Consider the following 26,617-nt stretch of genomic DNA (forward strand, 5'->3'; position numbering starts at 1 on the left):
AAGCCGTATGGCAAACGTAGTACGCTGGGGCATCCTCGGCACCGGCAAGATCGCGCGTGCCTTCGCCACCGCACTCAAGGACGTACCGGGCGCGCAGCTGGCGGCAGTGGCCTCGCGCAGCCTGGAGAAGGCGCAGGCCTTCGCGCAGGAATTCGGCGCTGCGCAAGCGTATGGCGGTTACCAGCAGCTGGCCGATGCCGCCGGCATCGACCTTGTCTACATCGCCACGCCGCATCCCCAGCATGCAGAGAATGCCCTGATGGCGCTGCGCGCCGGGAAGGGCGTGCTGGTCGAGAAACCCTTCACCATGAACCTGCGCGAAGCCGAGCAGGTGGTCACGCTGGCGCGCTCGCGCCGGCTGTTCCTGATGGAGGCGATGTGGACGCGCTTCCTGCCGGCCTTCGACGAAGTGCGGCGCATCATCGCTTCCGGCGAGATCGGCACGGTACGCCAGGTGGTGGCCGACTTCGGCTTCACGGCCGGCTTCGGCGCCGAGCACCGCGTCTTCAACCCGGAGCTCGGCGGCGGTGCGCTGCTCGATCTCGGCATCTACCCGCTCTCGATCGCGACCGCGCTGCTGGGCCCGGTGGCCGGGATCAAGGCCCAGGCCGAGATGGGCGACACAGGCGTCGACGTGCAGACGGGTTTCACGCTGCGTCACGAAGGAGGCGCCCTGTCGGTGTGCAGCTGCTCCTTCCAGGCGCGCACGCCCTGCGAACTGACGGTGTCGGGTTCGCGCGGCCACGTACGCATGAACACGATGTTCCACCGCGCGAAGAGCGTGACCGTGACCTTAGAGGACGGCAGCTCCCGCACCGTCGACACGCCCTACCTGGGCAACGGCTACGTGCACGAGGTGATGGAAGCGCAGCGCTGCTTTGGCGCCGGCTTGCTGGAAAGCCCGGCGATGCGGCTGGACGAAACGCTGGCGCTGATGGGCGTGATGGACGAGATCCGGCGCCAGATCGGGCTGAGCTACGACAGCGACCGCAAGAGTGTGCGCCCGGCCCATGCCGCCTGAATTGACAAGCCGGAGCGCTGCGCAAATACTGGGATGGTACCCATTATCTTTCCAGCGGAGTCTCCATGCGCGTCTCATCCCTTCTCGTCCTGTGTGCCGGCCTGCTCGCCGGTAGTGCCTGGGCCGCCCCAGTCCCGGCCGATAAAATGGCCTATGTCGGCAGCTGGCAGGGCAAGGACATGCAGCTGTCGCTGACGAAGCAGGGCAAGGTCGAATACAAGCGCGGGCGACCGAACGACCAGGTCAATCTCAGCATCGACCTGCAGCGCTTCAAGGGCGACAGCTTCGAGGCGGGCGTCAGCTTCGTCACGACCACCTTCGTGGTCAGCAAGCCGCCGCACCGCGAGGGCGACAAATGGAAGATGACGGTGGACGGCGTCGAACTGACCCGGGACGAGTGATGCAGCTGCGTGCCCTCACACCCATCCTGCGCGTTTTCGACGAAGCCAAAACGCGCGAGTTCTACGTCGGCTTCCTCGGCTTTAAGGTCGACTGGGAGCACCGCTTCGAGCCCGACCTGCCGCTCTATCTCCAGGTCTCACGCGACGGCTGCATCCTGCACCTGAGCGAACACCACGGCGACTGCTGCCCCGGCGCAGCGATGCGCATCGAAGTAGAGGACATCGACGCCTATCACGCGGAACTGACGGAGAAGAACTACGGCTACGCCAGGCCGGGCATCGACGATACGCCCTGGGGCTCGCGTGACATGTCGGTGAAAGACCCGTTCGGTAACCGGCTGGTCTTCACCAACGCCATCAGTACCTGAATCAGCGCGCACCTAGGGCGGCGTCCAGCCGACGGAGCAGCTCGCGGTGCAGGTCGAGCGTGTACTTCGTCATATGGCGTCGCGCATGTTCGATTTCCTTCAGCTCGCGCTGCGCCACTGCCTCGTCGCCGTTGGCGAGCGCCCACAGGGCCAGCTCGACCCTTGCTTCGATGCTGCCGAAGCGCTCCGCGACCGCAGCGAACTGGGCGCCGGCTTCCGCCTGGCGTCCGATGGCGGTATATGCGCGGCCCAGTACCAGACCGATGTCTTCCGGACGAAAACCAGGCTGCTTCTGCTGCAACGGAACCAGGAGAGCGATCGCCGCTTCCGGCTGGCCGTGTGCGGCCTTGGCGCGCGCAGCGCCCAGGATGACTTCGGGATCGTTGGCGAAGGGACCCTGCAGGCAGGCGTCGTACTGCGCCACCGCTTCGGCAGTCTGCCCACTTTCCAGCAGCGCGGAGGCAAGGCGCATCTGGTTGTGCGCGGTCGGCGTCAGGTCGAAAGCGGCGCGCGCTTCGCGCACGTCGCGGCCCGGATCGAGCTTGCGTTGCAGCGCGTGGCCGGCCAGCCTGGCCTGGCGCTCGAGGCGCGAATGCGGCAGGAACACGGCGGCGAAATAGACGATGCTGCCGAGCAGGGGAAAGGCGAACAGGATCATCAGCCAGTACATCGGCCGTCCGGTGCGCACGGCATGGACGGCGAAGAAGATGGCGACGATCAGGTGAAGTCCGAGTCCGAGGAAGGGCATGGCGGTGGCGGCTGAAGGATCAAACCCTCACGATAGCCGGGTTTGCTGGCCCGATTTCTCTCCGATTGTCACGATCAGACTTTCAGGAACTCCTCACGCCCGCCCAGCCAGCGCGTCAAGTGGGCATCGACGATGGCCATGTATTCGGGGCGCTCGCTGTTATCCAGCAGGTACTGCGCCACCTCGCGCGCCTTTTCCACGATCCACTGGTCGCTTTCCAGGTCGGCAAAGCGCAGCATCGCTTCGCCGGACTGGCGCGCGCCCAGGAATTCGCCGGGGCCGCGGATCTCCAGGTCGCGCCGCGCGATTTCGAAGCCGTCGGTGGTCTCGCGCATCGTCAGCAGGCGCTGCTTGGCCACCTGGCCCAGCGGGCTTTGGTACAGGAGCAGGCACACGCTGGCTGCCGAGCCGCGGCCGACGCGCCCGCGCAGCTGGTGCAGCTGCGACAAGCCGAAACGCTCGGCATGCTCGATCACCATCAAGGAGGCGTTCGGCACGTCGACCCCGACCTCGATCACAGTCGTCGCCACCAGCACGTGGATGCTGCCTTCGATGAAAGCATCCATGATCACCTGCTTCTCCGCCGGCTTCAGGCGTCCGTGCACCAGGCCCACCACCAGGTCAGGCAGGGCTTCGGCCAGGGTCTCGTAGGTCTCGGTAGCGGTCTGCAGCTGCAGCACCTCGGATTCCTCGATCAGCGGGCAGACCCAGTAGACCTGGCGCCCTTCCTGGGCCGCTGCGTGCACCCGTTCGATCACTTCGTCGCGCCGGTTCTGGTCGATGGCGCGCGTGACGATCGGGCTGCGCCCCGGCGGCAGTTCGTCGATCACCGAGACCTCGAGGTCGGCGTAATAAGTCATGGCCAGGGTGCGCGGGATCGGCGTGGCCGACATCATCAGCTGGTGCGGCACCAGGCCGTCGCTGCCCTTGTTGCGCAGCGTGAGGCGCTGGCCGACGCCGAAGCGGTGCTGTTCGTCGACGATCACGAGACCCAGCTTCGCGAACTGCACCGTGTCCTGGATCAGGGCGTGGGTGCCGATCACGAGCCGCGCTTCGCCCGATTCGATCAGCTCCTTGGCCGCGTCCTTTTCCTTCTTTTTCAGGCTGCCCGTCAGCCAGGCCACTTTTACGCCGAGCGGCTCCATCCAGGCCGCGATCTTGCGGAAGTGCTGCTCGGCCAGGATCTCGGTCGGCGCCATCAGGGCCGCCTGGTAGCCGCTGTCGATGGCCTGGGCGGCGGCCAGGGCCGACACCACGGTCTTGCCGCTGCCGACGTCGCCCTGCAGCAGGCGCTGCATTGGATAGCCTTCGCGCAGGTCGGCGCCGATTTCCTTCACCACGCGCTGCTGGGCGCCGGTGAGCTGGAAGGGCAGGGCGGCAAGGAAGGCGGCGGACAGTTCGCCCACCGCACGCAGGGTGGGGGCGCCCTTTTCGCGGCGCGCGCGCTGCGCCCGTTTCATGGACAGCTGCTGCGCCAGCAGCTCGTCGAACTTCATGCGGGTCCAGGCCGGGTGGCTGCGCTCGGTGAGCGCGTATTCGTCGACGTCGGCCGGCGGGTAGTGCAGCAGGCGCACCGAGGGCTCGAAGTCCCACAGCTGCAGGCGGCTCAGGAAAGCGTTGGGCAGGGTATCGCGCCAGTCGACCCGTTTCATGGCGTCGTTGATCGCGCGCCGCAGGATGGTCTGCGACAGGCCTTCGCCGGACGGATACACCGGTGTCAGCGAGGTGGGAAGCGGCGCGCCCTCGTTGATCACCTTGTAGGTCGGGTGGACCATCTCGGCGCCGAAGAAGCCGTGTTTCAGTTCGCCGCGCGCGCGCACCCTCACGCCTTCGGACAATTGCTTGACCTGGCTGCCGTAGAAATTCATGAAGCGCAGCTGCAGCTCGCCCGTGTCGTCCGAGATCTGTACCAGCAGCTGGCGTCTCGGCTTGTAGGAAATTTCATTCTTGACCACGACCCCCTCGACCTGCCAGGTCTGCAGACCGCGCATGGACGCTTCGCGGATCGTGACCACCTTGGTCTCGTCCTCGTAGCGCATCGGCAGGTGCAGCACCAGATCCATGTCGGTGCGTAAACCCAGCCGGGCGAGCTTGGATTCAATGGTTTTGGGGGCGGATGGCGTCTTGGTGGCGGGCATATTGCGGCATTTAAGCAGATGCTGGCGTAAAATAGAGGGTTCGCCGCACGCTCTGCAGCCTCTATTGTAAGGCTGGCAGCACCCATTTTCCCAGAATTGAAGACAATGTACTCGCTTTCCGATTTCGATTTCGACCTGCCGCCAGAGCGGATCGCGCAGCTGCCGCTGCCAGACCGCAGTGCTTCGCGCCTGTTGCAGCTCGATGGGGACCAGATCACCGACCGCCATTTCGCGGACATCGTCGATCAGCTCCAGCCGGGCGACCTCTTGGTCATGAACAATACCCGCGTGCTCAAGGCGCGCTTCTTCGGCGTCAAGGAAACCGGCGGCCAGGTGGAAGTGCTGGTCGAACGCGTGCTGGACAGCCGCACGGTGCTGGCGCAGGTGCGCGCCTCCAAGTCGCCGAAACCGGGGACCCGCATCCGCCTGGCCGACGCCTTCGAGGTCACCACCGGCGAGCGCGCCGGCGAGTTCTTCACCCTCCACTTCGAGGGAGACGTGTTCGAGCTGATCGAGGCCCATGGCCGCCTGCCGCTGCCGCCCTACATCGAGCACAATGCCGATGAATTCGACGAGCAGCGTTACCAGACCGTGTACTCGAAAGAGCCGGGCGCGGTGGCCGCGCCGACCGCCGGCCTGCACTTCGACCAGCCGCTGCTGGACCGCCTGGCGGAAAAGGGCATCAAGTTCGCCTACGTGACCCTGCACGTCGGCGCCGGCACCTTCCAGCCGGTGCGGGTCGAAGACCTGGCGGCGCACAAGATGCACTCCGAGTGGTACACGATTCCCCAGGAGACGGTGGATGCGGTGCGCGCCGCGAAAGCCTCTAACCGCGACGTAGTGGCGGTCGGCACCACCTCGCTGCGCGCGCTGGAATCGGCCTCGCAGTCGGGGGAACTCAAGGCCGGCAGCGACGATACCGCGCTGTTCATCACGCCGGGCTACACCTTCAAGACGGTCACTCGCCTGATCACCAATTTCCACCTGCCGAAGTCGACGCTCATGATGCTGGTGTCGGCCTTTGCCGGCTACGACGCGATCCGCAAGGCCTACCAGCATGCGATCGCCAACGAATACCGCTTCTTCAGCTATGGCGACGCCATGCTGCTGACCACGCGTTCACGCTAATCCATACCGATGCTCGAATTTACCCTCCTTAAAAAAGACACCAGCGGCCTGTCGCATGCGCGCCGCGGCCGCCTCAAGCTCAACCACGGCACCATCGAAACCCCGATCTTCATGCCGGTCGGGACCTACGGCTCGGTCAAGGCGATGGACCCGATCGAGCTGCGCGAAGTGGGCTCGCAGATCATCCTGGGGAATACCTTCCACCTGTGGCTGCGCCCGGGCACCGCGGTGCTGGACAAATTCGGCGGCCTGCACAAGTTCATGGGCTGGGACGGTCCGATCCTGACCGATTCGGGCGGCTTCCAGGTGTTCTCGCTGGGCGCGATGCGCAAGATCACGGAAGAGGGCGTCAAGTTCGCCTCGCCGATCGACGGCTCGCGCCAGTTCCTGTCGCCGGAAGTGTCGATGCAGATCCAGCGTTCGCTGAACTCGGACATCGTGATGCAGTTCGACGAATGCACGCCCTACGAGATCGACGGCCGTCCGGCCACCAGCGAGGAAGCGGCCAAGTCGATGCGCATGTCGCTGCGCTGGGCCCAGCGTTCGATGAACGAGTTCAATCGCGGCGAAAACCCGAACGCGCTGTTCGGCATCGTCCAGGGCGGCATGTACGAGACGCTGCGCGACGAGTCGCTGGCGGGCCTCGAGGATATTAATTTCCCGGGCCTGGCGATCGGCGGCCTGTCGGTGGGCGAGCCGAAGGAAGACATGCAGCGCATCCTGGCCCACGTCGGTCCGCGCCTGCCGGAAAACAAACCGCACTACCTGATGGGTGTCGGTACGCCGGAAGACCTGGTCGAAGGCGTGGCGAACGGCGTCGACATGTTCGACTGCGTCATGCCGACCCGGAATGCCCGCAATGGCTGGCTGTTCACCCGCTTCGGCGACGTCAAGATCAAGAATGCGCGCTACAAGGATGACACGGCGCCGCTGGACGAGAGCTGTGATTGCTATTCATGCAAGAACTTCTCGCGCGCCTACCTGCACCACCTGCACCGCTCGAACGAGATCCTGGGCGCGCGCCTCAACACGATCCACAACCTGCACTTCTATCTGAAGATCATGCAGGAAATGCGCGATGCCATCGATGCCGACAAGTTCAACGAGTTCCGGATCCAGTTCCGGGCTGACCGTAGCCGCGGCGTGTAAGCGAGCACTTACTGTTGAGTATCTTCGCATGGGGGAACACTGCCGTCGGCATTATTCCCCCAAGTTCTTGGAGGCGGCAAGGTTCCGCACTTAAATTTCCTGCAACATCTTGCAATTTGGAATTGCAAACCTACATACCTCCAGATTGTCCCGGGCCCCATGGCCGGTGCTAGAATACACCGCTTATTTTTTTAATCTCACAATCGGAGTTCTTGTGTTCATTTCCAACGCGTACGCGCAAACCACCGCAGCTGCCGATCCTGGCCTGATGGGTAGCATGACCACCTTCCTGCCGCTGATCCTGATGTTCGTGGTCATGTACTTCCTCATGATCCGCCCGCAGCAGAAGCGCCAGCGCGAGCTGAAGGCGATGATGGACGCGCTGGGCAAGGGCGACGAAGTGGCAACCGCCGGCGGCATCCTCGGCCGCGTGGTCAAGGTCGCCGACACCTACGTGACCCTGGAAATCGCCACCGGCACCGAGATCGTGGTCCAGAAGAATGCAGTGGTGACGCTGCTGCCGAAAGGCACCCTGAAGGCCCTGTAAGCCAGTAAGCACATGGCGCGGCCCTCCGGGGCCGCAGCGTGCCCAACATTGAACGCTGGAACACTATGAATCGCTATCCCGTCTGGAAATATCTACTGATCGCCATCGCGCTCCTGCTGGGTGCGTTGTACACGGCGCCGAACTACTTCGGCGAATCGCCGGCACTGCAGGTCACCACCGGTAAATCGACGGTCAATATCACCAGCGCCACCGTCGGCCTGGTCGAGGATGCGCTCAAGCGCAACGGCGTTCCGGCCACCGCGGTCGGCCTGGAAGGCACCGGCAACACCACCTCGGTGCGGGCGCGCTTCGCGAGCACCGACGCCCAGTTCAAGGCCAAGCTGGCCCTGGAACGCGACCTCAACCGCGATCCGCAAGATCCCGATTACATCGTCACCGTCAACCTGGCCAAGAACACGCCCCACTGGATGGAGGCGATCAACGCCAAGCCCATGAACCTGGGCCTGGACTTGCGCGGCGGCGTCCACTTCCTGCTGCAGGTCGATGCCAAGGCCGTGCTCGACACCCGGGTGAAGGGCGTGCAGGCCAGCGTGCGCAGCCAGCTGCGCGACAAGAACATCCGCCACGCCGGCATCGAGCGCGTCGGCAACGCCGTCGAAGTGCGCTTCCGCGACGCCGAGACCCGTGCCCAGGCGCGCGCCGCGCTGGCCGCGCAATTCCAGGACCTGAACTTCGCCGAAGCCGCCGACGGCGCCGACCTGAAGCTGATCGCCACCATGAAGCCGGCCGCGCTCACCCGCACCGTCGAAGAGGGCGTGAACCAGAACATCGCCACCCTGTCCAAGCGCATCAACGAACTGGGCACCACCGAGCCGCTGATCCAGCGCCAGGGCGCCGACCGCATCATCGTCCAGCTGCCGGGCGTGCAGGACGTGGCGCGCGCCAAGGACATCATCGGCCGCACCGCCACCCTGGAACTGCGCATGGTCGATTCGACCGTGACCCCGGGCACCGAACTGACCGCCGCCATCCCGCTGAACTCGGAACTGTTCACCGAAGGCCGCGGCGCGCCGATCGTGGTGTCGAAAGACATCATCCTGACCGGCGACTACATCTCGAACGCCGTCGCCAGCTTCGACTCGAACCAGCAGCCGGCCGTCTCGCTCGACCTGAACGGCGACGGCGGCCGCCGCATCCGCCAGGCCACCCGCGACAACGTCGGCAAGCGCATGGCAATCCTGCTGAAGGAAAAGGGCAAGTACAACGTGCTGTCGGCCCCGACCATCCAGAGCGAACTCGGCTCGACCTTCCAGATCACCAACATGGGCACCTCGGCCGACGCCAACGAACTGGCGCTGCTGCTGCGCTCGGGCGCGCTGTCGGCGCCGATGGAATTCATCGAGGAACGCGTGATCGGCCCGCAGCTGGGCGCCGAGAACATCTCGCGCGGCCTGCACTCGACCGTGTGGGGCTTCGTGGCGATCGCGGCGTTCATGATCATCTACTACCACCTGGTGGGCTTCATCAGCGCGCTGGCGCTGGCGGCCAACGTGCTGTTCCTGCTGGCCCTGCTGTCGATGATGCAAATCACCTTGACCCTGCCGGGTATCGCGGCAATCGCGCTGGCGCTCGGTATGGCAATTGACGCCAACGTGCTGATCAACGAGCGCATCCGCGAGGAGCTGCGCGCGGGCGCGCCGCCGCAGATGGCGATCAACGCCGGCTTCAAGCATGCGTGGGACACCATTTTCGACTCCAACGTCACCACCCTGATCGTCGGCCTGGCGCTGCTGATCTTCGGTTCCGGTGCGATCCGCGGCTTCGCCGTGGTGCACTGCCTGGGCATCCTGACCTCGATGTTCTCGGCCGTGTTCGTGGCCCGCGGCATGATGAATCTCTGGTACGGCCGCAAGAAGAAACTGACCCACATCTCGATCGGCACGGTCTGGAAAGACGGTTTTACGCCTAACCAGCAACAAGCGACTCAGGAATAAAGATGGAATTTTTCAAGATCAAACGGGACATCCCGTTCATGCGCCACGCGCTGATCCTCAATGTGATCTCCGTGGTGACCTTCCTGGCGGCCGTGTTCTTCCTGTGGCACAAGGGCCTGCACTGGTCGGTCGAGTTCACCGGCGGCACCGTGATGGAGCTGCACTACCCGCATGCCGCGGACCAGGAAAAGATCCGCAACACGCTGCGCACCATCGGCTACGAAGCGCCTGAAGTGACCAGCTTTGGCACCGCCCAGGGCGTGCTGCTGCGCCTGCCGATCCTCGCGGGCCAGGCCCAGACCGGCGCCTCGACCCAGGTATTCAACGCCATCTGCGCGTCCGAACAGGGCGCGCCGAAGGTCACCCAGGTCACCACCGACAAGGGCCAGACCGTCAACCGCACCAGCTGCGTCAACGCGGCCGGCCAGGAAGTGGTCAGCCTGCAGCGTGTCGAAGCGGTCGGCGCGGCGGTCGGCGACGAACTGGCCCAGAACGGCCTGAACGCACTCCTGATGGTGATCATCGGCGTGGTCGCCTACCTGGCGATCCGCTTCGAGTGGAAGTTCGCGGTCGCGGCGATCATCGCCAACCTGCACGACGTCGTCATCATCCTGGGCTTCTTCGCCTTCTTCGAGCTGGAATTCTCGCTGACGGTGCTGGCGGCGATCCTGGCGGTGCTGGGCTACTCGGTCAACGAATCGGTCGTCATCTTCGACCGGATCCGCGAAATGTTCCGCAAGCAGCGCAAGATGACGGTACCCCAGGTGATCGACCATGCGATCACCAGCACCATCTCGCGTACCATCATCACCCACGGTTCGACCCAGATGATGGTGCTGTCGATGCTGTTCTTCGGCGGCCACGCGTTGCACAACTTCGCGATCGCGCTGACCATCGGTATCTGCTTCGGCATCTACTCGTCGGTGTTCGTCGCCGCTGCGCTGGCCATGTGGCTGGGCGTCAAGCGCGAAGACCTGATCAAGCCGGTCAAGGAAAAAGACGAGACCGACGGCGCCGTGGTCTGACACCCGTCCGTGTCAAAAATGCCGCCCCGGCCCCTGCCGCGGCGGCATTTTTTACATCCAGATCAAACGGATGTGACATTTTGGCTGTTTATGTGGGGTAACGCACAGAGCGCTACAGGGGCGGTCCCTATAGTGGACCTGTCTCTTTCAGGACATCCCTAGTTTTGGACTTCACCCGCTCCCCAACCGGAGCGGGTTTTTTTTTGCCCCGGCCGCTTCTTACAGGTAACTGGCCCACAGTTCATTGCTGAAACGCTGCTGTGGATCCACGCTACGTTTGAGCTGGCGCAAGCTTCCGACTTCCGGATAGGCCCGCTCGAACTGGCTGCGGGTGGCATGCAGCTGGTAGGGCAGGTAGTAGCGCCCGCCGAAGGCGAGCGCGGTCTCGATCATCTCACGGGTCCAGTCGCCGGTCTTGCGCCGGGCGTCCAGGTGGGTGCGCTGCTTGTAATAGACCACGCAGGAAAACACCTCTTCCTTGGCCCAGGGCAGCAGCGCCGTGTGGTCGGCCGGCGAGTGGCGCACCGAGACGTTCAGAACTTGGGCATCGTGTTTCCGGATCACCGCCGCCATCGCACGTGCATAGGCGGTGAAGTGGCGTACCGGCACAAAGTATTCCTGCAGCACGTAGGTCGACATGCGGCGCGTGCGCGGTTCCAGTTCCGCGACGTCCCGGCTGGCCTCGTGGTTGCGCCATTTGACGGCAGGGCGTGCGAGGAGCAGCGGATGAATCAGCTTGCTGCGCAGCAGGTCGCCGCGCGGCAGTTCGGTCATGGCGAACACGGCGTTCTGCTCGAGTCCATAGGACTGGCCACGCGGCACCAGCCGGGCCGGCTCGGTCAGCGCCTTGCCGGTGCGGCGCCAGGACACCGCGACCGGTGCATCGAACAGCGGCGGCAGCAGGTCGGCGTTGTGGAACACGCAGTCGCCCCGTTCGGCCAGGCGCTGGAACCAGGCGGCATAGTCGTCCAGCGCGACCGCATCGACGCTCCGCTCGATGCGCGTGTTTTGCGCCAGATCAAGCTCGACCTCGGTGATCACGCCAATGGCGCCATAGCCGCCCGCGGCGGCGCGGAACAGCTCGGCGTTATGGGCGCGCGTCGCTTCCACCACCGAACCGTCGGCCAGCACCAGCTGCAGGGCGCGCACCGAATTCACCACGGGTCCGTTGCCGACGTAGCGCCCGTGGGCATTCACGGACACCGCCCCGCCGACGGTGAAGTTCGCATAGCTCTGCATGGTATGCACCGCCAGGCCCAGCGGATCGAGCGCATCCTGCAATTCGCGCCAGCGCATGCCGGCCTGGACGCGGGCCACGCGCGCTTGCGGGTCGAGGCGCAGCAATCGGTTCATGCCGCGCATGTCGAGGTGCAGCCCGCCGCGGATCGCGACCTGGCCGCCCATGCTGTAGCGACCGCCGCCAACGGCGATCTTCCCGGGCCAGTCGCGCACGGCCTGCGCCACCTCCTGCGTGGTGCCGGGCGCCACCACGCGGGCAACTTCCACCGGATACAGCCCGGTAAGGTTCGGGACGAGGATGACGGGTGCGGCCAGGGCCGGCAGGGGCGGCAGGGTCAGCAGGCCTGCCCCGGCCATGGCCTGAACCAGGAAACGGCGGCGTGATGGGTGCATGGTGCGAAGAGAGCGTTGTCGGACTTGCAGCTTCCGGCGAAACCTCCCGTCCTGCCAAGGCATTCCCGCAGCGGTAGCACTGCCCGATACCTTGCGTATCAAAGAAAAGTGCCGCCAAAGTGAATCAGCGCACCGAGCGCGCCCGGCGCAGGACCTATAGTGGAACCGTCTCTTTCAGGACATCCCTAGTTTTGGACTTCACCCGCTCCCATCGAGCGGGTTTTTTTTTGCACTGTCTGTGCTGTGTGAATCAGCGCACGGAAGCGGACTGGAGCGAGCCTTATAGTGGAAGCGTCTCTTTCAGGACATCCCTAGTTTTGGACTTTGCCCGCTTCTATCAAGCGGGCATTTTTTTTGTCCAAACGGTCACATCAGAGCAGGGCGGCGGTGAGGCTCTTCACTTCCTCGGCGGATTCCGCCAGCACCTGGGCCAGGGTGCCTTCGCCCACGGTAAAGTCGATGGTGGCGGCCGAGTCCATCGTGCTGGCGCCGGGGCGCTCGTGCAGCGGAGAAGGGAAGGGGGCCAGATCCTTGGCCAGCAGCAGGGTGTCGCCCAGGGTTTCCGGCGGCAGCGCGCGCATGCCGTTCCACAGCGCTTCGATTGCGCCCATCACCGGCACCGGCACGCCTAGCTTGAGCAGCACGCCGCGGCCGATCGCCACTTCGCCATGCTCGATCCACTCGTCGGCGCAGTCATCCACCAGGCCAGGGAATTCCTCGGCGCGCGACAACAGATAGAAGCCGCCGACTTCGTGCACGATGCCGGCGAACAACGCAGTTTCCGGATCGACGAAGGAGACGCGGCGCGCGATGACCTGAGCCAGCGCGGCCACGTGGGCGGAGTGGATCCACAGGGCGTCGGCCTTGGCGCGCAGGCCGGGGTCGACGATCTCGCTGGCCAGCTGGCGCACGATGACCGAAGCGGCCAGGGCGCCGAGGGTGCGGAAACCGACCCGCTGCACGGCCGCGCGGACGTTGGTGACGTCGTGGCCGGCACGGTTGTAGGCCACCGAATTGGCGATCGCCACGGTGCGCGCGGCGAGCAGGGGCTCGGCCTGCACCAGGCGCGCCGCCATCTCGGTATGACAGTCGGGCTCGCCGAGGGCGCGTTGCAGCTTGAGCGTCGCGTCGACGTTCGTTGGGAAGCTGAGCTCGCCACGGCTTGCCTCGGCGGCGATGCTCTTGAGGGCAGTGAGTCGGTCCATTCGAAAAATTATACCCTTATCGCCTCCTGCAAAAAGGAGGAATTTCTCTAAGGAATTATTTGACGCTTGGGAAAGGTTCAGGGCTCGCCGAAGATGGCGTCGCAGCCTTCCTTCTGTTCCTCAAGGTCCTGCAGCTCATCGACCAGGCCGAGGTCGAGCAGCTCTTCGGTGGCGTTCATGAAGCTGTTGAGCTTGGTTGCGCCGATGAGGCGGTAGATCTCGCCGGCCTCGTTGCGCACGCCGATCAGCATGGCTTCCTGCCTGACTTCGTCCAATGGGGCGACATCGAGCAGGATGTTGCCGATGATGTGCTTGTCGAAATGGGCAGGCTTCTTGCCTTCGATCAGGGATGTTTTCAAGGCAGTTCCTTTGCTTGTGGTGAGTGGGGAGGAACGCCGGCCGCGATCTCGTCGCGCAGCCTGCGCAGCACGTTTTCCAGCGCGTCGAAATCGGCATCGCCATACTGCGTGAACAACTGCTTGCCGCGCGCTACGACCTGCGGGAACACGGTGCCGAACACCTCCTCGCCGGGGGGTGTCAGGCGCACGAAGAAGGAGCGCTTGTCGTCGCTGCTCTGTTCGCGCAGCACCAGGCCCTTCTGTTCCAGCCGGTCGATCACGCCGGTCAGCGTGCCCTTGGTGATCAGGGTGCGCTCGCCGAGTTCCTTGTAGCTCATGCCGGGTGTATTGCCCAGCGTGGCAATGATATCGAACTGGGCGTGCGTCAGCCCGTGCTGGCGCACCGATTCGCCGGAAAAACGCTCGAAGCCTTGCATGCATTCGGCCAGCAGCCGGACACTCTTTAAATATCGTTCCCCCATGGGGCAGGATTATAGCTGGCCGCCGGCTTTGACGGATTGACATGTGCGGCGGGCGGAGCAGCAGGAAATGGACTCCGATGTTCTCCGGTATGATGTCGGGCCATGCGACCCGCCTCCATCCGCCCCGATGCAGCCTGCTGACCTGTCCCAACTGGCACAGGAGCGGCCGCTGCGCGTGCTGCTGGTGAATGCGGGCGAGCCGGACATGCTGACCTGGTCCGGCCTGGTGCAGCCGCTGCGCCTGGCCGCCAAGCTGCTCGGTCCGGAGCTGCTGCACGTCGACGTGCGCAGTCCTGACAAGTTCAGCGCCGACGCCGGCCGCCACTGGCACCTGGTGCTGCTGGTGGCCGACGAGGCCGAAGCCGCGTTGAAGCCCGCGAACTGCCGCGCCCTGGTCGAGCGCTGCCGCGCCGCGCCGTTCTGGGGCGGCGTCGGCGCCGGCGTGCTGTGGCTGGCCGATGCCGGCGCCCTGCACGGCGTGCGCACCGCGCTGCCCTGGGCGCTGTATCCCGACACCAATGCGCTGGCCGAGCAGGCCCTGTTCACGCCCAATCTCTACGAATTCGACCGCAACCGCCTGACCTGCTGCGGCGGCGCGGCCAGTATCGACTTCGCCCTGACCCTGGTCGAAACGATCTTCGGCGCCACGGTACAGGCCCAGGTGAAGGAAATCCTGTGCATCGACCGCGTGCGCGGCAAGGACGAGCGCCAGCGGGTGGCGCTGCAGGCCCGCTTCGGCACCCTGCAGCCGAAGCTGACCGAGGCCGTGGCCTTGATGGAAGCCAACATCGAAGAACCCCTGTCCACCGACGAGATCGCCGGGCTGGCGGGCATCTCGCGGCGCCAGCTGGAACGCCTGTTCAAGCAATACCTCGGCAGCCTGCCCTCGCGCTATTACCTCGAACTGCGCCTGCAACGGGCGCGCAAGTTGCTGCTCGAGACCAATTACTCGATCGTGCAGGTGGGTTTGATGTGCGGCTTCTCGTCCGGTTCGCACTTTTCGACCGCATTCGGTGCGCTGTTCGGCAACACGCCGCGCGAGGAACGGCAGCGCAAGCTGGGGCAGTAGTCGTCGCACGTCATCCCGGCGAAGGCCGGGATCCAATTCCTCGGCAACGTGAGAGCTCAAGCAGTACCTAATAGCAGGCAAAATTGGCCGGAACAATGCCTGTGGCATTGTTCCGGCCTGCGCCGGAACGGCGTTGGTTAGGCTGCTTGTAATTCACGCAATATTTCTCCGACTAAAAACGAAAATCCCTGTCGCACTTCTGCAAGAACTTGTCAGGTAGCGTTTCTATAATGGTTCGATCCTGCGCGGCATTTCGCCCCCGCACAACCGACTTATAGATGAGGAAGAAGCCATGAACGCAAAGCTTGATTCGGGTGTCACCACGCGGCCTGTCACTCGGCAGACCTTCGACGAAGTCCTCGTCCCGACCTACGCCCCGGCGGCCATGGTGCCGGTGCGTGCCGCGGGCCTGGACCTGTGGGACCAGGAAGGCAAGCAGTATCTGGACTTCACCTCGGGCATCGCGGTCTCCAGCCTGGGTCACTGCAACCCGCAGATCGTGGCGGCCCTGACCGAGCAGGCCAACAAGGTCTGGCACCTCGGTAACGGCTACACCAACGAGCCGGTGCTGCGCCTGGGCCTGGCCCTGACCGAAGCGACCTTTGCCGACCGCGCCTTCTTCTGTAACTCGGGCGCCGAAGCCAACGAAGCGGCCCTGAAGCTGGCGCGCAAATACGCGCACACCAAGTTCGGCCCGCACAAGTCGCGCATCGTGTCCTTCCTGTCGTCCTTCCACGGCCGCACCCTGTTCACCGTCTCGGTGGGCGGCCAGCCGAAGTACACCGAAGGCTTCGAGCCGCTGCCGCAGGAAATCAACCACATCCCGTACAACGACATCGAAGCCGCGCGCGCCGCGATCACCGACGATGTCGCCGCCGTGATCGTCGAGCCGATCCAGGGCGAAGGCGGCGTGATCCCGGGCGATCGCGACTTCCTGAAGGCCCTGCGCGAACTGTGCGACCAGACCGGCGCGCTGCTGGTGTTCGACGAAGTGCAGTCGGGCGTGGGCCGCACCGGCGCCTTCTACGCCTACATGGATACCGGCGTCACCCCGGACATCCTGACCTCGGCCAAGGCCCTGGGCAACGGCTACCCGATCGGCGCCATGCTGACCACCGAGGAAATCGGCATGCACTTCAACGTCGGCTCGCACGGCACCACCTACGGCGGCAACCCGCTGGCGGCGACCGTCGGCCTGAAAGTGGTCGAGACCATCAACCAGCCAAGCTTCCTGGCGCGCGTGAAGGAAGCGAGCAGCAAGATTTTCGCCAACCTGGAGAAGCTCTCCGCCGACTACCCGCAGCTGTTCGGCAAGCCGCGCGGCCAGGGCCTCCTGATCGGCCTGCCGATGGCCGGTGAGTACAAGGGCCGTTCCAAGGACTACACCAAGGTCTGCGAAAAGCTCGGCCTGATGCTGCTGATCGCCGGCCCCGACGTGGTGCGCCTGGCGCCGGCGCTGGTGGTGTCGGACGAGCAGATCGCGCAGGCCGACCGCCTGATGCGCGAAGCCGTCGAGGCGTTCATCGCCGGCTAAATTTCGCCTGCCTGCGGCCGGCCAGCTCTTCGGGGTATGGCCGGCCTTGCCGTTTGAGTTGAACCCATTTTGGGAGTTCGCATGTATGTAGTTCGTCCGGTAGAACGCGCGGATATCGGCGCCCTCGAGGCCATGGCCACGGTGTCGATCCCCGGCGTGCACACCCTGCCGCGCACGCGCGAAGCCATCGTCGCGTCGGTCGAGCGTTCGATCGCCTCGTTCGCCGCCCACGTCGACATCCCGAGCGAGGAGTCCTACCAGTTCGTGCTGGAAGACCTGCGCACGCGCGAAGTGGTCGGCACCTCGTCGATCCACGCCTCGGCCGGCTCGAACGGCACCTATTTCGCCTTCCGCAACGACGTGATCCAGCAGGTCTCGCGCGACCTGAACATCAGCCACAGCGTGCATGCGCTGACCCTGTGCTCGGAACTGACCGCTTACTCGCACCTGTCGGGCTTCTACATCCGCAACCGCGACAGCGCCGGCCTCGAAGCCGCGCTGCTGTCGCGCGCGCGCCTGCTGTACGCGGTGACGGCGCCGCAGCGCTTCGGCGACCGCTTCTTCGTGCCGCTGGCCGGCGTCACCGACGGCGAAGGCCAGTCGCCGTTCTGGAATGCGCTGGGCCGCAAGTTCTTCAAGATGGACTTCCTCGACGCCGAACGCGTGATCGACGGTGCGCGCAACCGCACCCTGATCGTCGAGCTGATGCCGCACTATCCGGTCTACGTGCCGCTGCTGCCGGGCGACGCCCAGGCCGCGCTGGGCCAGATCCACCCGAGCGGCCAGCTGGCCTTCAACCTGCTCACCGAAGAAGGCTTCGAAGCCGACGAGTACATCGACATCTTCGACGGCGGCCCGATCCTGCAGGCCCACAAGAAAGCGCTGCGTTCCTTCTGCGCCTCGCACGTGCGCCAGGTCGAGAATGCCGGCCGCGCCGCTGGCTCCGAAGAACCGGTGACGTATGCGGTGGCGAGCAGCGAACAGAACTTCCGCGCCGTCATCACATCCTGCCCGCCGGTCGATTCGGCGCAGGCTATCTGCCTGTCGCGCGACGCCCAGCAGGCGCTCGGCGTGTCCGCCGGCGACAGCGTCACCTGCGTGCGCATCTGAGAGAGGAACCGATGCTCGTAATCCGTGCAGTGAAAACCGACGACCTGGACGCCCTGATCGAGATGGCGCGCCAGGCCGGCAGCGGCATGACCACGCTGAAACCCGACCGCAAGATGCTGGGTGACCGCGTCACGACCGCGGTCGCCTCCTTCAACGAGAGCATCCCGCCCGAACAGCGCGACTACATGTTCGTGCTCGAGCACACCCAGGACGGCAGCATCGCCGGCGTGTGCGCGATCAAGGGCGCGGTCGGCCTCACCGAGCCTTTCTATAACTACCGCATCGGCACCCTGGTGCACTGCAGCCGCGAACTGAACGTGTTCACGCGCATGGAGACCCTATACCTGTCGAACGACCTGACCGGTTCGTCCGAACTGTGCTCGCTGTTCCTGCTGCCCCAGTTCCGCGCCGGTTTCAACGGCAAGTGGCTCTCCAAGAGCCGCTTCCTGTTCATCGCCCAGTTCCAGCAGCTGTTCACCGAGAAGATCATCGCCGAGATGCGCGGCTTCCAGGACGAGAACGGCGTCTCGCCCTTCTACGAAGGCCTGGGCCGCCACTTCTTCAAGATGGACTTCGACCACGTCGACGGCCTGACCGCGATCGGCAAGAAGTCCTTCATTGCCGAGCTGATGCCGCGCCAGCCGCTGTACGTGGACTACCTGCCGGACTCGGCGCGCGAAGTGATCGGCAAGGTCCATACCTCGACCCAGCCGGCAAAGAAGCTGCTGGAAAACGAAGGCATGCACTACGAAGGCTACGTCGACATTTTCGATGCCGGCCCGGTGCTGCAGGGCCGCGTGTCCGAGCTGCGCGCGGTGCGCGACAGTGTGCTGGCAGTGGCAGTGGAGGGCCACGCAGAGGACGAGACCGAACACCTCCTGGTGTCGAACACCAGGCTCACCGATTTCCGCATGATCCTGACCCGCGGCGTACCGGGCGCCACCCGCATCCAGTTGACGGCCCAGGAGCTGTCGCAGCTGCACGTGCAGGCGGGCGACGAAGTACGCACGCTGCCACTCAACCCAAGGAAGAACGCGAATGCCTAATCTCTCGAACTACATCGGCGGCGAGTGGCTCGCCGGCAGCGGCCCGGAGCTGGCCACGATCGATCCGTCGACCGGCAAGCAGACCTGGACCAGCAATGCCTCCACGGCGGAAGACGTCGCCCGTGCGGCCGGCGCTGCACGCGACGCCTTCGAAGCCTGGGCGCTGACGCCGCTGGACGAGCGCATCGCCGTCTGCACGCGTTTTCGCGACCTGCTCAAGGAACATAGCGAAGAACTAGCGGGTATCATCGCCGAGGAAGTGGGCAAGCCGCTGTGGGAAGCGCGCACCGAAGTGACCACCATGGCGAACAAGATCGACATCTCGGTCCAGTCCCATGGCGCCCGTACCGGCGAGACGGCTGCCAAGGTCGCCGACGGCAATGCCGTGCTGCGCCACCGCCCGCACGGCGTGTTCGCCGTCTACGGCCCTTACAACTTCCCCGGCCACCTGCCGAACGGCCACATCGTGCCGGCCCTGATCGCCGGGAACACGGTGGTCTTCAAGCCGAGCGAGTACGCACCGCGCACCGCCGTGAAAACCGTGCAGCTGTGGGAACAGGCCGGCCTGCCGAAGGGCGTGCTGAACCTGGTGAACGGCGGCCGCGATACCGGCGTGGCGCTCGGCCAGCACGCGGACATCGATGGCATCCTGTTCACCGGCAGCAGCCAGACCGGCATGGCCCTGCACAAGCAGTTCGGCGGCAAGCCGGGCAAGATGCTGGCGCTGGAAATGGGCGGCAACAATCCGCTGGTGGTGTGGGACATCCCGACTGACCCGAAGGCTTTGGATGCCGCCGTGCACCATGCCGTGATGTCGGCCTTTATCTCGGCCGGCCAGCGCTGCACCTGCGCGCGCCGCCTGGTCATCCAGGATACGCCGCAGGCCCAGGCCTTCCTCGACCGCCTGGTGCAGGTCGCGTCGACCCTGCAGGTAGGCCCCTCGAAAGCCGAGCCGCAGCCTTTCATGGGACCGGTGGTCTCCGCCGCCGTCGCCGCGCGCCTGGTGCAAGCCCAGGCCGACATGGCAGCAAAGGGCGGCAAGGTGCTGCTGCAGATGAAACAGCCCGATCCGAACGCTGGCTTCGTCACCGCCGGCATCGTCGACACCACCGATGCCCAGGGCATCCCGGACGAGGAGTGGTTCGGTCCGCTGCTGCAGGTAATCCGCGTGCAGGACTTCGACGACGCCCTGCGCGTGGCCAACGCCACCGAATACGGCCTGGCCGCGGCGCTGCTCTCGCCTTCCGAAGCATTGTGGAAGCGCTTCTCGCTGCGCGCGCGCGCCGGCATCGTCAACTGGAACCGCCCGACCACGGGCGCGGCCAGCTCGGCTCCGTTCGGCGGCGTCGGCAAGTCGGGCAACCACCGCCCGAGCGCCTACTACGCCGCCGATTACTGCGCCTACCCGGTCGCTTCGATCGAGACGGCGGAACTCGAAATGCCGGCCAAGCTGTCGCCGGGACTGACCTTCTAAACATATGCTGACTGCCCGCGAATTCAACTTCGACGGCCTGGTAGGGCCATCCCACAACTACGCCGGACTCTCCTTCGGCAACGTCGCTTCCTTCAGCAACGTGAGGAGCGCCTCGAACCCGCGCCAGGCCGCCCTGCAGGGCCTGGCCAAGATGCGTGAACTGGCCGCGCGCGGCTTTGCCCAGGCTGTGATGCCGCCGCAGGCGCGTCCCAACTTCCGCCTGCTGCGCCGCATCGGCTTTTCCGGCACCGACGCCGACGTGCTGGCGCGCGCCTTCCGCGAAGCGCCCGTGATCCTGGCCTGCGCCTATTCGGCGGCGCCGATGTGGACCGCCAATGCGGCCACCGTCAGCCCGTCGAGCGACACGGCGGATGGCCGCGTGCACTTCACCCCGGCGAACCTGAACAACAAGCTGCACCGCTCGGAAGAGTACGTGCAGGCCACGCGCACCCTGCGCGCGATCTTCGCCGACTCGAACCGCTTCGTGGTGCACGACGCGCTGCCGCCGGTGCCGGCCTTCGGCGACGAGGGCGCCGCCAACCACACGCGCTTCGCCGCCGCCCATGGCGCCCCGGGAGTGGAGTTCTTCGTCTACGGCCGCGCCGAGTTCGACCCGTCTGCGCCCAGCCCGAAGAAATACCCGGCGCGCCAGACCCTGGAAGCCTCCCAGGCGGTGGCGCGCCTGCACGGCCTGGACCCGGCGCGCACCGTATTCGCTTCGCAGAACCCGGACGTGATCGACCAGGGCGTGTTCCACAACGACGTGATCGCGGTCGGCAACGGCAACGTGCTGTTCTACCACGACCAGGCCTTCCTTGACGAAGCCGGCACGCTGGACGCGCTGCGGCGCGCCATGGGCGCCGTCGACACCGACCTGGTGCCGGTGCGCGTGGCAAGCGCCCAGGTGCCGGTCGGCGACGCTGTCGCCAGCTACCTGTTCAACAGCCAGCTGCTCAGCAAGCCGGACGGCCGCATGGCGCTGGTGGTGCCGCACGAGTGCCGCGAGAACGAGGCAGTCGCGCGTTACCTGGCCGGGATGGTGGCAAGCGGCGGCCCGATCGACGAACTGGTCGAATTCGACCTGCGCCAGAGCATGCGCAATGGCGGCGGGCCGGCCTGCCTGCGCCTGCGCGTCGCCCTCACCGAGGACGAAGCGCAAGCGATGCACGGCGGCGTGATCATGACCGAAACCCTGTACGCGCAGCTGGTCGCCTGGGTCGAGACGCACTACCGCGACCGGATCGAGCCGAAGGACCTGGCCGACCCGCAGCTGGCGATCGAATGTCTCGCGGCGCTCGAGGAACTGGAACGGATCCTCGGCCTGCCCGGCCTCTACGACCTGTCGTAGCAGTGCTGCACACGCACATGCGCGGCGGGTGACCCGCTGCCTAGGGCATGTTTTAATAACGGATTGTCGCGCCCCGGATGTCCGGGGCGCACGCGGAATTCGGACGGGACACCCCCGTCCATATAAAGCCAGGGCGGCGCCAAGCCACAAGCCACAGCGCCCCAGGCACACAAACTTTGGAGAAGTAACATGAACGACATGTCTCAAGATTTGCGCAACCAGACGCTTACCCTGGTCAACGCAAACCAGTCCGCCGCCGGCGCCAATGCGCAGGTGGGCGCGCTCATCAGCGCCTGGCTCGGTTCCCTCGACGATGAAGACCTGGCCGGCACCGCGCCGCAAAGCCTGGCCCCGGTGCTGTGGGAAGGTTTCTCGCAGCTGGCCCAGCGCAGCGGCCCTGGCTGCCAGATCGCGCAGATGCGCTACGTCGACGCGCGTGGCGGCATGGCGACCGCACTGCTGATCCTGAACGACGACATGCCTTACCTGGTCGATTCTTTCGTCATGGCCCTGCGCAAGGAGCGCCAGAGCGCTTCCGGCGTGATGAACGCCGTGCTGCCGGTGCGCCGTGACGCCAACGGGCTGGTAAGCGCCGTCGGCGAAGCCGGCGCGCCGCTGGAATCGATCGTGCTGATCCTGATGAGCGACGAACTCGAATTCTCCGAACTGGATACCCTGACCGCGCGCCTGCGCATGGTCGCCAGCGACGCCGCCACCGTGCACCGCGACGCCGTCAAGATGGCCGACCGCATGACCGCGGTGGCCGCAGCGGCCGCCAATGCCGGCACGCCGGAAGGCCAGGAAGTGGCCGCCTTCCTCGAGTGGGCCAAGAACGAAGGCTTCGAGCCCTTCGGCTACGCCTACTACATGGTGAAGGAAGGCGTGCGCGAACTCGAGCGCGACATCCCGAGCCGCATCGGCGTGCTTGCCGACACCGCGCACCCGGTCTACGGCACCTGCCTGGCCAACATCCCGGGCGACTTCGAAACCCTGTCGCGCCGCGCCGACACCCTGTCGATCGTGAAGGCCGACGTCGAGGGCACCCTGCACCGCGACCAGCCGCTCGATTTCATCGGCGTGCGCAACACCGACGCCCAGGGCCGCATCCTGGGCGAACACTGCTTCGTCGGCCTGTTCACCCGCGCCGCCACCGCGACCCCGCTGGCGCGCCTGCCGTTCGCACGCGGCCGCGTGGCCAAGGTGCTGTCGATCGCCGGCGTGCGCCAGGAAGGCTTCCGCGCCGAGAAGTTCGTCGAGATCCTCGAGTCGCTGCCGCGCACCGAAGCCCTGGAAGCCGATCCGGACTGGCTGGCCCAGGTGTGCTCCTCGGTCGTGTCGATGTACAAGCAGCCGCGCCCGAAAGTCTTCGCGCGCCGCGACGTGTATGCGCGCCACCTGAACGTGCTGGTCTACCTGCCGCGCGAGCGCTACAGCGCCGCCGTCGCTTCCAGCCTGGCCTCGGCCCTGAAGGACAGCTCGGGTGCGCGCGACGTCCGCGTGCAGACCCTGGTGGCCGACGGCCCGCTGGCCCGCGTCTACCTGATCGCGCACGCCGCCCGCTATCCGCTCGACCTGGAAACCGACATCCAGCAACCGCTGCTGGCAGTGCTGGACGGCTGGCATGACCGCTACGCCGCCGTCACCAACACCATCGAAGACGCCGGCCTGCGCAGCAGCCTGCGCAAACTCGGCACCAACCTGCCGGTCTCGTTTGTCACCAATACCGCCCCGGAAACCGCCTTCCGCGACCTGCAGGCCGTGCTGAACAACGGCCAGCACGAGCACGTGGCCGTGCGCGTGGAGCCGGGCGACGCCGCCAACGGCATCGACGCCTCGATCCGCCTGTACTCGGGCGAGAACGTGCCCTCGCTGTCGCGCATCCTGCCGGCCCTGCAGAACGCCGGCGTCGCCGTCGACCGTGAACAGACCTGGACCATCAAGACCGCCGACGGCGTGGTCCACAACGTCACCGCGCTGGCCGTGGACGACGAGAGCGGCGCCAAGCTGGTCAAGCCGGGCATCATCCCGGTGGCAGAAGAGCTGTTCACCGCACTGTTCAACAACGAGGCCGAAGACGGCCGCATGAACGGCCTGACCATCGAAGGCGGCCTGTCGCTGCGCGAAGTGCAGCTGGTGCGCGCCTACATCAGCTACTGGCGCCAGCTCGGCTCCAAGTTCTCGGTGCGCTACATGGCCGAAACCCTGCGCACCCAGCCGGCCCTGGTGAAGGAATTCGTCACCGCCTTCCTGCTGCGCTTCGATCCGAAGCTGGGCGACACCGAGCACAGTGCCGGCACCGCCAAGCTGGCCGCGCTCAAGGCCGGCCTGTCGACCGTGAACCACGCCGACACCGAAGAAATCATGGCGGCCCTGGTTGACCTGGCCCTGGCGACCGTGCGCACCAACTACTTCCAAAACGACGGTGAGAAGATCATCTTCAAGGTCGACACCAGCAATCTGGCGCTCGCGCCGGAACCGCGCCCGTACCGCGAGATCTACGTGTTCTCGCGCCGCTTCGAAGGCGTGCACCTGCGCGGCGGCCCGGTCGCCCGCGGCGGCCTGCGCTGGTCGGACCGCATGGAAGACTACCGCACCGAAGTGCTGGGCCTGGTGAAGGCGCAGATGGTGAAGAACGCGGTCATCGTGCCGGCCGGCTCGAAGGGCGGCTTCGTGTGCAAGCAGATGCCGGCCGGCGCTGCGCGTGAAGTCGTGGCGGCGGAAGGCGAAGCCTGCTACCGCGAGTTCATCGCCAGCCTGCTGGAAGTGACCGACAACCGCGTGCGCGGCGCGATCGTCCCGCCGGACAACACCGTGCGCCACGACCAGGACGACCCGTACCTGGTGGTCGCCGCCGACAAGGGCACCGCGACCTTCTCGGACATCGCCAACAGCATCGCCGTCAAGCGCGGCTTCTGGCTGGGCGACGCGTTCGCGTCGGGCGGCTCGAACGGCTACGACCACAAGAAGATGGGCATCACCGCCAAGGGCGCCTTCGAAGCGGTCAAGCGCCACTTCTACGAACTGGGCCACGACATGACCAGCACCCCGGTGACCATGGTCGGCGTGGGCGACATGTCGGGCGACGTGTTCGGCAACGGCGTGCTGCTGTCGCGCCAGCTCAAGCTGGTGGCGGCATTCGACCATCGCCACATCTTCCTGGACCCGACCCCTGACGTCGCGGTCTCGTTCAAGGAACGCGAGCGCATGTTCGCGCTGCCGCGTTCGTCGTGGGAAGACTATGACAAGAGCCTGATCTCGCAGGGCGGCGGCGTGTACCCGCGCAGCGCGCGTTCGATCGAGCTGACCCCGGAAGTCCGTGCAGCCCTGGACATCAAGGAAACCTCGCTGTCGCCGGAAGAGCTGATGCACCGCATCCTGCTGGCGCCGGTGGACCTGTTCTACAACGGCGGCATCGGCACCTATATCAAGGCGTCCAATGAAACCCACGCCCAGGTGAAGGACCGCGCCAACGACCGCATCCGCGTCAACGGCAACGAACTGCGCTGCAAGGTGGTGGCCGAGGGCGGCAACCTGGGCGCGACCCAGGCCGGCCGTATCGAATTCGCCCTCGCCGGCGGCCGCATCTTCACCGATGCGATCGACAACTCGGCGGGTGTGGACTGCTCCGACCACGAAGTCAACATCAAGATCTGGCTGGACACCGAAGTCAACGCGGGCGAACTGCCGGAAGCCGACCGTAACCGCGTGCTGAACGAAATGACCGGCGCCGTGGAAGACCTGGTCCTGCGCGACAACACCCTGCAAACCCACCTCCTGACCCGCGAGGCGCAGGCACAGGCCACCGCTTCGGTGGTCGATGGCTACGCCGCCTTGATCAGCAACCTGGAATCGGAAGGCGCCGTCAACCGCGAGCTGGAACAGCTGCCGAGCGACACCGAGCTGCAGCGCCGCAAGGCACTGGGCCTGGGCCTCTCCGCACCGGAACTGGCGGTGGTGATCGCCAACGTCAAGAACCGCTTCAAGCGCACCCTCGCGGCGATCGACCTGACCGGCGAGAGCTGGGCGGATTCGCTGCTGCGTCCTTACTTCCCGGCCCAGCTGGTTGCCACCCGCGATCCGCTGAAGCACCCGCTGGCCAACGCCATCCTGGCAACCGTGCTGGCTAACGAAGCGGTCAACCGCTGCGGTCCGCTGATGCTGCGTGACCTGGCTGCCGAGCACCGCGTCGAGGAAACCGAAGTGGTGAAGGCCTGGGCCCGCGCCTGGTCGGCACTGCACCTGGCGCCGGTGTTCGACGCGCTCGACGCCGATGCGCTGAAGGTGCCGCGTGACGTGTCGATGGCGGTCGATGCGCGCACCCGTGCGCTGCTGCGCGCCGTGATCGAAGGCGTGCTGTCGCTGCCAGCCGGTACCGACGGCATGGCCGAGCTGTCGACGCTGTTCGGCCAGGCCGACCAGCTGCGTTCGCTCACCCCGGCCCGTTCGGAAGCCGATGGCCACAGCGGCCTGCCATCGTCCTTCACCGCGGCCTGGAAGGCGGTCGAGACCATCGAGTCGCTGGCCACCTTCCTGTTCGCGGCGGTCTCGGTCCAGCGTCCGAGCGGCATGAGCCTGGCCCAGTTCCTGCAGGTCGGCATGGCCCTGCGCCAGCAGGCCGGCATCGACACGCTCGAGCGCGGCCTGAAGCTGCCGGCGCAGAGCAAGTCGCAGGAACAGCTGCGCAACTATGCGATGCAGGCCCTGCGCCGCACCCAGCAGCGCCTGCTGCTGCAGGTGATCGAGCGCGCCGGCCAGGGCGGCGACCCGCTGGCAGCCGTCAAGCAAGTGACGGAAGCGCGCGGCCTGACCGGCTTCGCACAGCCGGTCGAGCTGGAGCAGGCGATGCTGGACGTTTGGGCGCTGTCGGAAGGTTCGAGCCCGGACCGCCTGGCTGCCTGA

The 26,617-nt window shown here is 65.9% G+C and carries 21 protein-coding genes; 15 read left to right on the plus strand and 6 right to left on the minus strand.

Going from position 1 to position 26,617, the window contains the following annotated elements:
• Nucleotides 1–7: 7 nt before the first annotated feature.
• The 3 genes from GV068_RS16940 to GV068_RS16950 all read left to right on the plus strand — a co-directional run bounded on the left by GV068_RS16940 (nt 8) and on the right by GV068_RS16950 (nt 1,790).
• Nucleotides 8–1,021 carry a Gfo/Idh/MocA family protein gene (locus GV068_RS16940; protein WP_159700303.1) on the plus strand — a complete coding sequence of 338 codons (1,014 nt, stop codon included), beginning with the start codon at nt 8–10 and terminating at the stop codon, nt 1,019–1,021.
• Nucleotides 1,022–1,086: 65 nt separating this feature from the next.
• On the plus strand, nt 1,087–1,422 hold the full coding sequence (locus GV068_RS16945; protein WP_159700306.1) for a hypothetical protein: 336 nt from the start codon (nt 1,087–1,089) through the stop codon (nt 1,420–1,422).
• Complete coding sequence (locus GV068_RS16950) at nt 1,422–1,790, plus strand: glyoxalase superfamily protein (protein ID WP_159700310.1); 369 nt, start codon at nt 1,422–1,424, stop codon at nt 1,788–1,790. Before GV068_RS16945 ends, GV068_RS16950 begins: the two co-directional genes overlap by 1 nt.
• Nucleotide 1,791: 1 nt before the next feature.
• On the opposite strand, the gene GV068_RS16955 is transcribed toward GV068_RS16950, so the two are convergent.
• Nucleotides 1,792–2,538, minus strand: a complete 747-nt coding sequence (locus tag GV068_RS16955) for a tetratricopeptide repeat protein (protein WP_159700313.1) — start codon at nt 2,536–2,538, stop codon at nt 1,792–1,794.
• A 74-nt stretch (nt 2,539–2,612) separates the two neighbouring features.
• On the minus strand, nt 2,613–4,676 hold the full coding sequence (gene recG / locus GV068_RS16960) for an ATP-dependent DNA helicase RecG (RefSeq protein ID WP_159700316.1): 2,064 nt from the start codon (nt 4,674–4,676) through the stop codon (nt 2,613–2,615).
• 105 nt (nt 4,677–4,781) lie between these two features.
• On the opposite strand from recG, the gene queA reads away from it, so the two are divergent.
• From queA to secF, 5 genes are all read left to right on the plus strand, one after another.
• Nucleotides 4,782–5,804, plus strand: coding sequence for a tRNA preQ1(34) S-adenosylmethionine ribosyltransferase-isomerase QueA (gene queA / locus GV068_RS16965; RefSeq protein ID WP_159700319.1), 1,023 nt, complete (start codon nt 4,782–4,784; stop codon nt 5,802–5,804).
• 9 nt (nt 5,805–5,813) lie between these two features.
• The gene (tgt, locus tag GV068_RS16970) at nt 5,814–6,953 is read left to right on the plus strand and encodes a tRNA guanosine(34) transglycosylase Tgt (RefSeq protein ID WP_159700322.1); all 1,140 of its coding nucleotides are present in this window, start codon (nt 5,814–5,816) and stop codon (nt 6,951–6,953) included.
• A gap of 214 nt (nt 6,954–7,167) precedes the next feature.
• Nucleotides 7,168–7,500, plus strand: a complete 333-nt coding sequence (gene yajC / locus GV068_RS16975) for a preprotein translocase subunit YajC (RefSeq protein ID WP_159700325.1) — start codon at nt 7,168–7,170, stop codon at nt 7,498–7,500.
• A gap of 65 nt (nt 7,501–7,565) precedes the next feature.
• A complete protein-coding gene (gene secD, locus GV068_RS16980; protein ID WP_159700328.1) occupies nt 7,566–9,455 on the plus strand; it encodes a protein translocase subunit SecD in 1,890 nt (629 codons plus the stop codon).
• Between the two features lie 2 nt (nt 9,456–9,457).
• The gene (gene secF / locus GV068_RS16985; RefSeq protein ID WP_159700331.1) at nt 9,458–10,480 is read left to right on the plus strand and encodes a protein translocase subunit SecF; all 1,023 of its coding nucleotides are present in this window, start codon (nt 9,458–9,460) and stop codon (nt 10,478–10,480) included.
• Between the two features lie 219 nt (nt 10,481–10,699).
• On the opposite strand, the gene GV068_RS16990 is transcribed toward secF, so the two are convergent.
• From GV068_RS16990 to GV068_RS17005, 4 genes are all read right to left on the minus strand, one after another.
• Complete coding sequence (locus GV068_RS16990; RefSeq protein WP_201303305.1) at nt 10,700–12,112, minus strand: FAD-binding oxidoreductase; 1,413 nt, start codon at nt 12,110–12,112, stop codon at nt 10,700–10,702.
• Nucleotides 12,113–12,483: 371 nt separating this feature from the next.
• Nucleotides 12,484–13,317, minus strand: a complete 834-nt coding sequence (locus tag GV068_RS16995) for an HDOD domain-containing protein (RefSeq protein ID WP_159700334.1) — start codon at nt 13,315–13,317, stop codon at nt 12,484–12,486.
• Nucleotides 13,318–13,394: 77 nt separating this feature from the next.
• On the minus strand, nt 13,395–13,676 hold the full coding sequence (locus GV068_RS17000; RefSeq protein WP_159700337.1) for a hypothetical protein: 282 nt from the start codon (nt 13,674–13,676) through the stop codon (nt 13,395–13,397).
• Complete coding sequence (locus tag GV068_RS17005; RefSeq protein WP_229464278.1) at nt 13,673–14,092, minus strand: MarR family winged helix-turn-helix transcriptional regulator; 420 nt, start codon at nt 14,090–14,092, stop codon at nt 13,673–13,675. The genes GV068_RS17000 and GV068_RS17005 overlap by 4 nt, the downstream gene beginning before the upstream one ends.
• A 172-nt stretch (nt 14,093–14,264) precedes the next feature.
• Here GV068_RS17005 and GV068_RS17010 point away from each other — a divergent pair, with 172 nt between their 5' ends.
• The 7 genes from GV068_RS17010 (at nt 14,265) to GV068_RS17040 (ending at nt 26,617) form a co-directional block, all read left to right on the plus strand.
• Entirely contained in the window at nt 14,265–15,206 is a 942-nt protein-coding gene (locus tag GV068_RS17010) for a GlxA family transcriptional regulator (protein WP_159700343.1), read from the plus strand.
• 292 nt (nt 15,207–15,498) lie between these two features.
• On the plus strand, nt 15,499–16,740 hold the full coding sequence (gene astC, locus GV068_RS17015; protein WP_159700346.1) for an acetylornithine/succinylornithine family transaminase: 1,242 nt from the start codon (nt 15,499–15,501) through the stop codon (nt 16,738–16,740).
• 81 nt (nt 16,741–16,821) lie between these two features.
• Nucleotides 16,822–17,850 (plus strand): arginine N-succinyltransferase, encoded by a 1,029-nt coding sequence (locus GV068_RS17020; protein WP_159700349.1) that lies wholly within the window; start codon nt 16,822–16,824, stop codon nt 17,848–17,850.
• Nucleotides 17,851–17,861: 11 nt separating this feature from the next.
• Nucleotides 17,862–18,896: an arginine N-succinyltransferase gene (gene astA / locus GV068_RS17025; RefSeq protein WP_159700352.1), complete on the plus strand. Its 1,035-nt coding sequence runs from the start codon at nt 17,862–17,864 to the stop codon at nt 18,894–18,896.
• Nucleotides 18,889–20,370 carry a succinylglutamate-semialdehyde dehydrogenase gene (astD, locus tag GV068_RS17030; protein WP_159700355.1) on the plus strand — a complete coding sequence of 494 codons (1,482 nt, stop codon included), beginning with the start codon at nt 18,889–18,891 and terminating at the stop codon, nt 20,368–20,370. Before astA ends, astD begins: the two co-directional genes overlap by 8 nt.
• A 7-nt stretch (nt 20,371–20,377) precedes the next feature.
• Nucleotides 20,378–21,718, plus strand: coding sequence for an N-succinylarginine dihydrolase (astB, locus tag GV068_RS17035; protein WP_159705154.1), 1,341 nt, complete (start codon nt 20,378–20,380; stop codon nt 21,716–21,718).
• Between the two features lie 189 nt (nt 21,719–21,907).
• Nucleotides 21,908–26,617: an NAD-glutamate dehydrogenase domain-containing protein gene (locus GV068_RS17040; RefSeq protein ID WP_159700358.1), complete on the plus strand. Its 4,710-nt coding sequence runs from the start codon at nt 21,908–21,910 to the stop codon at nt 26,615–26,617.

It is taken from the genome of Massilia sp. 9I, from assembly GCF_902506415.1.
In the GTDB taxonomy this organism is placed as follows: domain Bacteria; phylum Pseudomonadota; class Gammaproteobacteria; order Burkholderiales; family Burkholderiaceae_D; genus Telluria.